Source organism: Natrinema pallidum (genome assembly GCF_005890195.1).
GTDB lineage: Archaea > Halobacteriota > Halobacteria > Halobacteriales > Natrialbaceae > Natrinema > Natrinema pallidum.
Genome location: NZ_CP040637.1, coordinates 1976791 through 1989388, shown reverse-complemented (window position 1 = coordinate 1989388; position 12598 = coordinate 1976791). Strand labels below are relative to the sequence as shown.

Genomic DNA, 12598 nt, shown 5'->3' with positions numbered 1-12598 from the left:
TCTCCGCCGACGGCTGTTCGCTCGCGTTCGGCGATCTCTCGGTACTCGAGGACGTCTCACTCACGATCGAGCCGGGCGAGTTCGTCGGCTTCGTCGGCCCGAACGGGGCCGGGAAAACGACGCTGCTGCGGCTCATCAGCGGCGCGCTCACGCCCGATATCGGGTCGGTCACGATCGACGGCGTCGACGTTCACGACCTCTCCTCGCGGGCCTCGAGCCGCCTCGTCTCCGTCGTCCCCCAGGACACGACGCTCTCGTTTTCCTTCCCGGTTCGCGACGTCGTCGAGATGGGCCGTCATCCGCATCGCTCGCGGTTCTCGTCGCCGACGCCTGCGGATCACGAGGCGGTCGAACGCGCCCTCGAGCGGACGCGCACGGCCGACCTGGCCGACCGACCGATCGACGAGATCAGCGGCGGGCAGCGCCAGCGGGTCGTACTCGCGCGAGCGATCGCACAGGAGACGCCGGTCATGCTGCTCGACGAGCCGACGGCGAGTCTCGACATCACTCACCAGGTCGAGACGCTCGAGTTGGTCCGCAACCTGGTCGACGAGGGTCGGACCGTGGTCGCGGCGATTCACGACCTGGATCTGGCCGCACGGTACTGCGATCGGCTCGTGGTGCTCGCCGACGGAGGGGTCGCCCGGGACGGCGCGCCGTCCGCGGTGGTGACGAGCGATGTGCTCGCAGCGTCGTTCGACGCCACCGCGGTCGTCACGCCGAATCCGGTGACGGGAACCGAAACGGTGACCGCCTTCAGGGCCGACTGCGACGAGGACTCACTTCCGGAGCGCGTCCACGTGTTGGGGAGTGGAACCGCCGCTGGCGGCGTCGTCGCTCGACTGGAAGCCGCGGGAATCGAAGTGACGCTCGGACCGGTCTCGAGCGGGGACGCAGCAGCCGAAGCGGCGCGGTCGATCGGCATCGATCCCCTCGAGACCGAGCCGTTCACGCGGCTCTCCTCCGAAGAGGTAGACAGCGCTGGGCGGCTGGTTCGTGATGCCGACGTAACGGTACTCGCGGATTTCGTGGTGGGAACCGGTACCCGAACGCTTCTCCCCGTACTCGACGAGTCCGAATCGCTCGTCCGAATCGAAACGGGGCCGTTCGAGGAGCGGAACGCCGGTAGCGGTGCTGCCCGAAACCGATACGAGAGCTATCGAGAGCGAGCACTCGAGGTCCCGCAGCGTCGTGTGCTCGATGCGGTCACGATGGTTTTCGAGAAGTCACAGTCCAACCCGGCGGCGTCGGCCGATTCGACCGACGGGTAACGACTGTCGACAGTGAGAGTAAGCCGTGAGCAAGCGACCAGTACGTGATCGGAACGAGTTCCGAAGCCAGTAATCCGGTCGAGAGCAGCACCCGTATATCGGCTGGAAGCGATCCCCGCTGGAAGCACTGATCGATGTCCGTTTCGTTGGTTGGTGGGAGAATCAATACCCGATTCCACCGTCAAATTACACGCTGTTTCGAGAAACGGGCGTCCGTCTTTTTTATCCGCGACGGGATCGAGCCCGTGTATGACCAGCTTCGAACAGACGCGGCGAACCGCACTCGAACTCATCGGTGCGGCGGCTGCGGGGACCGCTCTAACGGGCGCTGTGACAGCCCAGGAAAACGGTAGCGAGGACGAGGAGACCGACCGGCAGCCGATTATCCTCGCTGGGCGAATCGAATACTGGTACGGTATCGCACCCGTGGAGATCGAGGGTGAAGAGAACCCGACGCTGGACCTCGAGGACGGAGAGGTGTACGAACTCGTCTGGATCAACGCCGACGGGGCGGAGCACGAACTAATCGTCGAGACCGAGGATGGCCAGGAGCTCGAAGCGTCCGACTCGTCGGAAGAGGCGGGTGAGACGGTATCGATGACGTTCGAAGCGAACGAGGACGCGGCCGAATACTACTGCGAGTTTCATCCGGAGTCGATGCGCGGCGATGTCGAGTTCAACGATGGCTTCGATCTGTCGACGGGCGGGGACGACGCGGAGACCGGCGCAGCGACCGGGACCGAGAGCAACGGCAACGACGAGAGCGGCTACTGAGGGACTGCGGGCGTTCCGGAAACGGGTCCCTCGCTGCATGGCGTTCGGGCGGCGGTCCGTGGCCGATCGAACGTCGGGAGCCGAACGATCGGAGCCGGCTGCTCGAAGCCCGGGGTACGGACTTGGAGTACCTACCTCGGGAATGAGCCAAGAACGACGCCTGTGAGCGAACCGGCGGGCGTGGAGGACCGATTCGCAGTAGCCGGGGGTTCTCGAGCGGAAAAACGAGTACGACGAGACTCACTCCGTGAGCGGATCGGAGACGTTCTCTGCCGCAGGAACGTCCCGTTCTTGACCTCCGAGACGGACGTCTCGACGGCGTCCCGGACGATCGACTCGAGGTCCGCGTACTGCCTCGAGAGCGCGTAGGACTCCCCACCCAGGCCCAGCACTCGGTGATGACCAGCACCTGCCCGTCGACTGTCAGGGTCCGTGTACAGCGGCGGATCCACGAACGCGGGCGTTCATCGCGCACGGCGGAACTGAACGGTTTTTTACCCCTCCGCCACCGAGTGCCTGCCAATGACCGAGTACGATTACGAGGCCCTCGGACTCGTCGCCGGGCTGGAGATCCACCAGCAACTCGACACGGCGACGAAGCTGTTCTGCCAGTGTCCGACCGACCGCCGCGAGCCCGCGGAGTCGACGCGCAGTTTCACGCGCTACCTCCATCCCACCCGGAGCGAACTGGGCGAACTCGACGACGCCGCCGTCGAGGAGAGCAAGGTCGAGCGCGAGTTCGAGTACCTCGCCTACGACACGACCTGTCTCGTCGAAGAGGACGACGAACCACCCCACGAACTCGACGCGGAGGCCCTCGAGACGACCCTCGAGGTCGCCCAGCTGATGGATATGAGCCCGGTCGATCAGGCCCACGTCATGCGCAAGATCGTCGTCGACGGCTCGAACACGACGGGCTTCCAGCGCTCGTCGCTGATCGCCACCGACGGCGAGATCGAGACCAGCGAGGGAACCGTCGGGATCGAGGACATGCTGCTCGAGGAGGAGAGCGCCCAGCGCGTCGAGGAAACCGGCGACGGGGTGCGCTACAGCCTCGATCGACTCGGCATTCCGCTGGTCGAGATCGGGACGAGGCCGGACATTTCGAGCCCCGAGCAGGCGCTCGAGGCGGCCGAGCGGATCGGCATGCTGCTGCGCTCGACGGGCAAGGTCAAACGCGGACTGGGGACGATCCGCCAGGACGTCAACGTCTCCATCGAGGAGGGCGCTCGCGTCGAGATCAAGGGCGTCCAGAGCCTCGACGACATCGATGACATCGTCCGCAACGAGGTCGCCCGACAGGCCGAACTGGTCGAGATCCGGGACGAACTCGCGGATCGCGACGCGTCGGTCGGTGACGGACAGGACGTGACCGCGGTCTTCGAGGACACCGACAGCGGCGTCATCGCGGGGGCACTGAGCTCCGGCGGGTCCGTCACGGCGGTCCCGCTGTATGGCTTCGACGGGATCGTGGGTCGTGAGATCGCCCCCGACCGCCGGCTCGGGACCGAACTCTCGGATCACGCGAAGCGCCACGGCGCGGGCGGGATCTTCCACACCGACGAACTGCCTGCGTACGGGGTCACGGAGGACGAGGTCACGGCCCTGCGCGAGGCGGTCGGTGCCGGTCCCGAGGACGCCGTCGCGATCGTCGCCGCGGAGACGGACGTGGCCGAGGCCGCCATCGAGGCCGCCGCCGAACGCGCCGAGACCGCGCTCGAGGGCGTGCCCGAAGAAACGCGGGGCGCGAACGACGACGGGACGACCCGCTATCTCCGTCCCCTGCCGGGCGCGGCGCGGATGTATCCCGAAACGGACGTGCCGCCGGTCGAACCCGATCCGAGCGATGTCCCCGAACCCGAACTCCTGACCGAGAAGGTCGACCGCTACCAGGACGAGTACGACCTCGGCGAGGGGCTGGCCGAGCAGGTCGCCTACGGCGAGCACATGCCCCTGTTTGAGACTGTCGTAGCCGACGGGATCGATCCGACGCTGGCCGCGACGACGCTCGAGTCGACGCTGACGGAACTCCGGCGTGACGACGTACCCGTCGAGACGTTGACTCGGAGCCACCTCGAGAGTGTCCTCCGCATGGTCGAGGACGGCGACCTGCCCAACGAGGGCGTGCCGGACCTGCTCGAGGCGCTGGCCGAGGACCCGGACCGAACGGCCGCGGCGGCGGCCGACGACGCCGGACTCGGCGGGGCCGACGAGGCTGAGGTTCGCGAGGCGATCGTCGAGGTCGTCGACCGAAACGGCGACCAGGTCGAAGAAGAGGGCATGCAGGCCTTCTCGGGACTCATGGGCGAGTGTATGGGTGCGCTCCGCGGGAAGGCCGACGGCGACCTCGTCAGCGAACTCCTCCGCGAGGAGATTCAGAAGCGAACGTAGCCCGCTACCGGCGTCCCGTTTTCCCACCGGTCTCACTCGCCGACGAGTTCCTCGAGCAGCGTCTCGAGGCTGTAGCTCTGAAGCGCGTCCCGTTCTTCGATCGCCGAAATGACGAACGTCGAGTCGGTCCGTTCGACGCCCTCGAGTTGTTCGAACTCGGCGATCAGGCGTTCGACCATGCCGCTATCGCTCAGGCGCGCGACGACGATGAAGTCCGTCTCGCCCATCGTGAAGTAGACGTTCGTAACCCCCTCGACGGTCAGGAGCCGATCCGCGAACGTCTCGTAGGAGCCCTGATAGTCCGCGTGAACCTCGATCAACACGGTGACGCCCAGGCCGAGTTCCTCGAGATCGATATCGTAGCGGTCGTTCTCGATGACGCCCTCGTCCCGGAGGTTGTTGAGCCGATAGTGGATCGTCGAGATCGGGATGTCGGTCGCTTCGTGGAGCCGTTCGGGGCTCCCGGTCTCGAGTTCGGCGATCGCCTTGAGGAGGCGCACGTCGCGTTCGTCCATGGGCGGCGTTCGGCCCCAACCGACATGTGTTTTCCGACCGAGGTGATTGGAGTTCTCTACAAGAATGCCCTGTTCAGTGATGGGTAATTCGAAATACGTTCATATGTGTGGTCTTTGGTTCTCAAAACGCGGCGTGCTTGTAGAAGGATCTAAATACGTCCGCGATTTCCGAATGGAATATGAGATCAATCGATTCGGTTCCAGATGGGTACCGCGAAGCGGTGCTCTTTTCGATACTCGCACTGTGTTGGGGGAGTTCGTTCGTCGCGATCGAGATCGGACTCGAGTACGTCCCGCCGCTTCTGTTCGCCGGCTTTCGGTACGCGATCGCGGGCGCGATCGTCTTCGGATACGCGGCCGTGACGAACGATCGGATTCGGCCGGCGGGTCGGGGCGAATGGGCGGCCGTTGCCGTCGCCGGCACGTTCGTCATCGCGTTCTATCACGGCCTGTTGTATCTCGGCGAACTGTACGTGTCGGGCGCGGTAGCGGCGACCATCGTCAGCACGGCACCGATCCTAACGGCAGCGTTCGCCGGAGTGGTGCTTCCAGAAGAGCGGCTGGCACCCGCCGGAGTTGCGGGCTTCGTGCTCGGACTGGTGGGCGTAATCGCCGTCGTCCAGCCGTCGTCAGCCGCACTCGGCAGCGATGTCACGGTCGGCGCGACGCTCGTGTTCGGTGCGGCCGTCGCGTTCGCACTCGGGGGCGTCCTCGTCCGCCCGATCGACTCGGCGCTTCCGATCGAGACGCTCCAGGCGTGGGCGATGCTCATCGGGGCCGGCGTGTTGCTCGGCTGGGCGTTCCTGCGCGGGGAGTCGATTGCGGCGATCGAACTGACGTCGGGGATGGTGCTCTCGTTTGTCTACCTGACGGTCGTCTCCGGCGTGTTCGCGTTCTTCCTCTACTTCCACCTGCTCGAGCGAAGCGGAGCGACGCAGGTCATCCTCGTCAGCTACGCCGAGCCGGTGGTCGCGATGGGCGTGAGTTGGGTCACGCTGGGATACATCGTCGATTCGCTCACGCTCATCGGTCTGGTGACGATCCTCGCCGGCTTCGTCATGATCAAACGCGAGGCGCTGCGGTCCCTGCTTCGCTCGGCCGTCGACGGTGCCACCACCACGACGCCGTGATCGGGCCCGTCGCGTCCGATCACGGCAGTTCCCGCCCGCGCCGGCCGATCCGGCAAGCGGGCCATATCCGCCCCGTCGAAAACATTTATTAGCACACACGTTGCCCGACCACCTGACTGATGACTCCGACGAGAGACCCAGACCGTCCGGCACTGACCGTGGTGTGTCACGTCCGAGCGCCGTTGCTGCTCGAGCCGGTGGACGAGCAGATCGAGACGATACAGGCCTGCGAGTCGGAAGGCGCGATCGACGACCTATTGCTTCGGAGCTGGCCCAAGGAGATCGCACTGTCCGAGGAGAGCCCCCACCAAGAAGTCCTCGAGAGCTACGACCGGTTCTCGGCGTGGGCCGACGAGCGAGACGTGACGATCCGGCCGCCGTTCCGAAAGCGCACGACGACGTCACAGGTAACCGGCGAGACCCGGGAGCGACTCGTGACGCCGCTGTTATGTCTCGAACTCTACGCCGGCGACGAACTGCTCGGCGTTTTCCCACACTCCGACGAGGCGACCACGGACACCTATACCACCGACGAGGTGATCGCGACGCTTCGAACCGGCGGTCTCCCGACGCCGCTCGGGTCGGTCGCCGATCCGGACGAACGTCTCGCGTCGGCGACGGGGGACACGTGCCCCGACTGTGGCGGGTCGCTGATCGACGGCCAAGGGCTGTTCGCGTGTAGCGACTGTGGCTGGATCGGGACCGTCTCCGAGTCCGGCCGCCGCGAGTCGCAGCCGACTCGATCGACACGGGAAGGGGAGCCGTCGGTCGTCGAACCGCAGTAGCGATCCGGGAGACTGGGACCGGGCTCGAGGAACTGTTTTTCCCGCCGGGCTCGATCGGTCTCGAGTCGGCGGCCGACGGAGCGGCTACTCGCGGGCGAACTCCCCACCGTACTCGGCGTCGATTTCGACCCGCGAACCGATGGTGGCGAACTCGACGGTCTCCGCTTCCGTTCCCAGCGCCGACTCGAGGCGGCCCTCGTCGACGCGGTCTTCGCTGCGATAGGTGACGACGGCGGTCGCGGTCGCGGCCGCATCGGTGTCGGCCACCGCGAGGTGCTGGGAGACGCCGTTCGCCCCCTCGAAGGCGTCGAATGCGAACTGCAGGCTGTCCTCGTCGGTTGCCCGATCGCTCGAGAGGGATGCCGCGTCGAACTCGTCGGCGTCGGTGTACAGACAGCTCGTGATCCCGCCGTTCTCGCCGGCTCGAAGCAGTCGTTCGAAGCCGTCGTCGACCTCGTGTTTCGGCGGTCGGTCACCGGCTGCCGTCGCGACCGTCCGCTCGACCGCGGCGATCGGATCGAACGCGGACTCGCTGCCATTGGGATACGAGTACGCGTACACGCCCGCCGAGATTCCGACGACCTCGTCGCTCTCGGCGTCGGTATAGACGGTGTAGGCGTCCGCCTCGCGTTCGGCGGTGTAGCCCGCCGCCTCGAGCGCCGTCGCGAGGCCGTCGCGATCGTACGAACCGACGAGGGCGTAGACGAACTGCTCCTCGCCGTCGGCCGTCTCGTTGTGGTCGGTGTACGCATCGCGTCCGGCAGAGGACCCCAGTTGTTGCAGGCCGAACGAACAGAGGAGTGCGACGACGACCGGGTTGCCGACGAGCGGGTCCGTCGGTTCCGCGCCGGCTTCGGCACCCTCGTCCTCGAGCAGGGTGCTCATCGTCTCGACGTCGATCGCACCGTAGAAGTACGCCGAGCGCTCGGTCGTCGGGAGCATCGAGGCGTACGACGGGAGGTCGCCCTCGATGGCATCGGTCGCGCCGTTCGAATCGTTCGAGTCAGTGTCGTCGGTGTCGTCGCTCTCGGTACCGTTTCCGTCGGATGTCTCCGAGCAACCGGCCAGAAACGCCATGCCACCGCCGAGCAACTGCAACGCGTTCCGTCGACGTAAGTCGGTCATCCAGTAGTCGTGGTTACCGGGAACGTATTACTGTAATGGCCATCGAGAGCGGCTGTGTTGATCGATTTGACACCTTCCGGCTGATGGACTGACACCTTCCTCCGCCAGACGAGTCGACACCTGCCGCCCGAGAGTCAGTTCTCGGCCGGCCGGTCGGTCGCCCGCCGGAGGAGGCCCACTAGCGTGGTTGCCTCGCGTTCGGTCAGGTCGGCCCGTCCGTACACCCGGCGGAGCATCCGCATCGTCTTGTCGCGTTTCTCCGCCGGGTGGTTGATCTCCTCGAGCAGCGCCGCCCACTGGTCGTAGAGCCGATCGATCGTCTGCTCTGGCGCGCGGACGCGCTCGAGATCGGGCAATTGCGTGTCCTCGAGCGTAAGCGAGCGGAGTTCGTAGAGGGTTACCGTGGCGGCCTGCCCGAGATTGAGCACAGGGTACTCGGCGCTCGCTGGGATCGAACAGATCTCGTCGATCCGGGCGAGTTCCTCGTTCGTCAGGCCGACGCGCTCGCGGCCGAAGACGAGCGCGGTCGGTCCCTCGACGGTCGGCAATCGCTCTGCCAACGCCGCCGGCGTCGAGTAGGGAAACCGCGTGTGGCTACGGTCGTCCTCGTTCGTTACTGCCGTACAGCCGATGGTGTGGTAGTTCTCGGCGAGGTGGTCGAACGTGATTTCGTCGGCGTCGGGAAGGACGTCCTCGCGAGCGTGCCCCGCGAAGCCATAAGCCTCGCCGTCGGGGTCCAGTTCGGGCGGATCGATCAGCAGGAGGTCGTCGAAGCCGAAGTTCTTCATCGCACGAGCGATCGTTCCGACGTTCCCCGGCGACTGTGCGTCGACCACGGCGACGGCCGGCGGCGTCCGATCCACGTCCGTCCGGGTGGGTGCGTCGTCACTCATTGGGTCGTCAGTGCGATGGACTCGAGACGATGGGTGACCGTACCAGTTCGGAGACGATGGGACGTAAGCGTGTCCGACGGTCCCGTCGTCGCGATGAGCGTGTGCATACCTGGAGTACCGAACGGGAACGCAAAAAGAAACGCGTTCGTCGTTTCGTGTGAGTTATTCACGTCTGCTCCGTTCGAGCACCTCACGTCCACTCGAGTGTCCATGCCCCTCGCAGTCTACGTCCTCGCAGTCCGTGTTCCCCTTTCTTCTCCTCTTTCTCGATTCTAGTTAAACTAGTCTAGTAACTAGTTGTTACGGGAAAGCAAGAGGGACGCGTTTGACGCCGCATACGTGTGCGTTTTCGAAGGAGAGCCTGACATCATACACAGTGGGAGAGGGACACACCCCCCTCGCGTTTGTAACGGGAATTCCGTGTGGGGTCCCTGTTTCGGAACACACCTTCTCCGCGGATGTAAATTTGGCTCGAATTCGGGGTCAAAACCCGGATATTTCGGGATCAGTTGTTCCACCCCTCCGCTGTTGCCGTTACAAACGCGAGGGGGGTGTGTCCCCCGACTGGAACTAGCTAACTGCTCGTTTACGGTCTTTCCGGGCTGTTTCCGGTGGGTTTACTGTCTTTCTGTCCTCGTGAAAAGAACCCGATCGGATTCCCCGAATCGGATCGACTGACGCTCACACCGACTCGTTCGTGCGAGCCTTACATCCGCGATGGGGGTGTCCGCCTACGGTCCCGTCGCGCTTCGTTAGAAGCGCGAGGGTGGCCCTGGGACAGCAGTTCCGATATACCGCTGTTATCTCCCGATTCGTCCCACTCACGCAGGCTATTTACATCCGCGATCGATCTCCATACCTTTATTTCAATCCAGTTGGAAGGGGCTGGATATCGCAATGTCCGCCAACGACGATCGAGACCCGCTCTTTCGGTACGACGATCCGGTCTTCGCCGACGAGCGCCTGCTCGAGATCACGCACCTGCCCGGTCCGGATCGGATCGTCGGTCGTGACGAGCAGATGCAACGGGTTGCGGACGCCCTGAACCCGGCTATCTTCGGGAGCGAACCCAACCACCTGTTTATCTTCGGCAAGACCGGAACCGGTAAATCGCTCATCTCGCGGTCGGTCACCCAGCGCGTGATCACCGAGGCCGAGCACGACGATATCACGGTCAAGTACGCATTCATCGACTGTGGCGAACAGAACACGGAAGCTTCAATCGTCAAAACGATCGCCCAGATCGTCAACGAACCCGACGCGAGCGGGGTCACCATCCCCGACCGCGGGCTTGGTACCGGCGACTACTACAAGCGCCTCTGGCAGGCCATCGATCATTGTACCGACGTGACCATCGTCATCCTGGACGAGATCGACATGCTCGAGGACGACGAAGTACTGCGCAAACTCTCCCGGGCCGGCGAAAACCGCCGCATTTCGGACTCGAGTATCGGGATCATCGGCATCTCGAACAAGATCGACTTCCCCGATCACCTCTCCGAACGCGTCAAATCGAGCCTCTCGCGGGACGAACTCGTTTTCTCGCCGTACGATGCCAACCAACTCGTCGAGATTCTCGAGAAACGGCGCGACGCCTTCCACGACGGGGTGCTCTCCGACGACGTGATTCCGTTGACCGCCGCGCTGGCCGCCCAGGAACACGGCGACGCGCGAAAGGCGATCGACATCCTCCGGAACGCGGGTCGGATCGCGAAGAAGCAAAACGACACGCGGGTCACCGCCGATCACGTCCGCGACGCCAAGGAGAAGACCGAGGCCGACCGGTTCAACGAACTGATCGAGGGCTCGCCCCAGCAGGCGAAGGCGATCCTCTACTCGTTGACGTTGCTGACCGAGAACAGTTCGGAGAAGGAGTTCCCGACGAAGATCATCTACAACCAGTACAAGGAGGTCGCACGTCGACTCGACTTCGACGTGCTCTCGGAACGCCGCGTCCAGGAAATCCTCCAGGAACAGAACTTCCTTAACGTGATCCAGTCCGAACGCGAGGGCCGGGGTCGCGGCCGCGGCGCACACGCGAAACACCGCCTGCTCGAGAACCCCTCGATCGTCAAGAAGGTCCTCCTGCGGGATTCGCGACTCGCCGTCCTCGAGGACGGCGAGTGACGACTCGGCCGAGCGTCCGACTGAGACACCGTTCCGCGGGGGTTTTATATCGACAGCGATGTCGTCTCCGGAGGCGACGGTATTGGACTGTGACGATCGATGGGGTCCGCTGGATCAGGTCCGGCGTTCCGGCAGCCCACTGCCCGACGCGGTCGTCCTCGGGACCGATTCGGCACCCCTCCCCCGTCAGAGGAAGCCATGCGGGGAGGCGATACGGTTCGCCGGAACCACGATGCCTTTTTGCCTCGCTTCCACAGACCGAGTATGGACAGCGTCGACGCCGCCGGCCTCGGGATCGGTGACGAGTATCCGCCTCGAATCATGGGCGTGTTGAACGTCAGCGAGGAATCGCCGTACGATCCGAGCGTCTTCGACGATTCCGGCGAGGCGGCCCGTTACGTCGACGAGGAACTGATCGACGAGGGGGCCGACATCGTCGACATCGGCCTCGAGTCGGCGAACAAACGCTTCGACGTGCTCTCGGCCGAGGAGGAACTCGAGCGGCTGTACGTCGCGCTCGAGACGATCGAGAGCGTTTCCGGGGACGCGATCTTCTCGATCGAAACGCGGTACGCCGAGGTGGCCGACGAGGCTCTCTCGAAGGGGTTCGACATGGTCAACGACATCTGCGGCTTCGCCGACCCCGAGATGCCGACCGTCTGTGAGGAGTACGACGTCGCCGTCGCCAAGATGGCGAGTCCGCCCGACCTCGAGCGGCCGGGTGCTGTCGAGGAGACCGACTGGGCGGCACGGAAGTCCCCGGACTGGGCGGCGAACGCCGACTACGTCGAGCAGGTATACGAGGCGCTGAAACAGAACGGACTGACCGACAAGACGATCGTCGACCCCGCGTTCGGCGGGTGGAGCGAGGCCCAGACGCTCGCCGACGACCGCGATGCCTTCCGCCGACTCCGCGAGTTCCGTGCGCTCGACCGGCCGATGCTGGTCTCGATCAATCGGAAGAACTTCCTCGGCGAGCTCGCGGACCGCGAGACCGACGAGCGGTTACCGGTGAGCCTGGCGGCGACTTCGATGGCCGTCGAACGTGGGGCACACGTGATCCGGACCCACGACGTGGCCGAAACGCGGGACGCGGCGCTGATCGGGAAGGCCTTTACCGAGCGTACAAGTGCCAGTATCGACGGGGTCTCCATCTCGCAACTGGACGTGGACTCGACCCGCACGGTTCGAACCCATCTCAGAGAGCGCGGGATCGATCCCGCGTTCGCGGACGACTGGGGGACCCAACTGCTCGAGATCGAGGGTCTCGACGACGACGCGAGCGAGCGGCTGATGTCGATCGCAGCGGAACACGGTGCGGTCGTCCAGCCGTCGTCCGACGGCGACCTCCTTGTCATGGGATCGGCGACGGCAGTTTCCGATGTTTCAGGTCGTCTCGCCGGAAAAAGCGACGACATCGCGGCCCTCGGAGAGAAGCTGTCAAGGCTGCTGCGTTAAGAGAAAGCTTATGCCGTATGCTTCAAAAGGAGAGAGTGGACGCCGAGGTAGCCTCCCGGGTAGGGGTACTTTGGAGGCGACCCCCGGCCCATAACACGGAATTATTGCGCTACTACATTGCCCAGTGCG

The 12598-nt window shown here is 64.7% G+C and carries 9 protein-coding genes and 1 pseudogene; 7 read left to right on the top strand and 3 right to left on the bottom strand.

Annotated elements, in window-relative coordinates; all coding sequences use genetic code 11:
* Positions 1–56 precede the first annotated feature (56 nt).
* The 3 genes and pseudogenes from FGF80_RS09880 to gatE all read left to right on the top strand — a co-directional run.
* Positions 57–1271, top strand: a pseudogene (locus FGF80_RS09880) (ATP-binding cassette domain-containing protein); the annotation flags it as partial.
* A 249-nt stretch (positions 1272–1520) separates the two neighbouring features.
* Entirely contained in the window at positions 1521–2045 is a 525-nt protein-coding gene (locus tag FGF80_RS09875; RefSeq protein WP_006184122.1) for a cupredoxin domain-containing protein, read from the top strand.
* A 522-nt stretch (positions 2046–2567) separates the two neighbouring features.
* Positions 2568–4436, top strand: coding sequence for a Glu-tRNA(Gln) amidotransferase subunit GatE (gene gatE, locus FGF80_RS09870; protein WP_138653681.1), 1869 nt, complete (start codon positions 2568–2570; stop codon positions 4434–4436).
* Between the two features lie 32 nt (positions 4437–4468).
* Here the strand turns inward: gatE and FGF80_RS09865 are convergent, their stop codons facing one another.
* The gene (locus FGF80_RS09865; protein ID WP_006184125.1) at positions 4469–4951 is read right to left on the bottom strand and encodes an Lrp/AsnC family transcriptional regulator; all 483 of its coding nucleotides are present in this window, start codon (positions 4949–4951) and stop codon (positions 4469–4471) included.
* A 179-nt stretch (positions 4952–5130) separates the two neighbouring features.
* On the opposite strand from FGF80_RS09865, the gene FGF80_RS09860 reads away from it, so the two are divergent.
* Positions 5131–6081, top strand: a complete 951-nt coding sequence (locus FGF80_RS09860) for a DMT family transporter (protein WP_006184126.1) — start codon at positions 5131–5133, stop codon at positions 6079–6081.
* Positions 6082–6200: 119 nt separating this feature from the next.
* Positions 6201–6866, top strand: a complete 666-nt coding sequence (locus FGF80_RS09855; protein WP_138653679.1) for an HTH domain-containing protein — start codon at positions 6201–6203, stop codon at positions 6864–6866.
* Between the two features lie 84 nt (positions 6867–6950).
* Here FGF80_RS09855 and FGF80_RS09850 read toward each other — a convergent pair whose 3' ends face one another.
* Positions 6951–7991, bottom strand: a complete 1041-nt coding sequence (locus FGF80_RS09850) for a hypothetical protein (protein WP_138653677.1) — start codon at positions 7989–7991, stop codon at positions 6951–6953.
* 134 nt (positions 7992–8125) lie between these two features.
* On the bottom strand, positions 8126–8884 hold the full coding sequence (locus FGF80_RS09845; RefSeq protein WP_138653675.1) for an RNA methyltransferase: 759 nt from the start codon (positions 8882–8884) through the stop codon (positions 8126–8128).
* Positions 8885–9781: 897 nt separating this feature from the next.
* Between FGF80_RS09845 and FGF80_RS09840 the strand changes: the two genes are divergently transcribed.
* Both FGF80_RS09840 and folP read left to right on the top strand, forming a co-directional pair.
* Positions 9782–11011: a Cdc6/Cdc18 family protein gene (locus FGF80_RS09840; protein WP_006184131.1), complete on the top strand. Its 1230-nt coding sequence runs from the start codon at positions 9782–9784 to the stop codon at positions 11009–11011.
* A 264-nt stretch (positions 11012–11275) separates the two neighbouring features.
* A complete protein-coding gene (folP, locus tag FGF80_RS09835; RefSeq protein WP_138653673.1) occupies positions 11276–12469 on the top strand; it encodes a dihydropteroate synthase in 1194 nt (397 codons plus the stop codon).
* Positions 12470–12598: the final 129 nt, after the last annotated feature.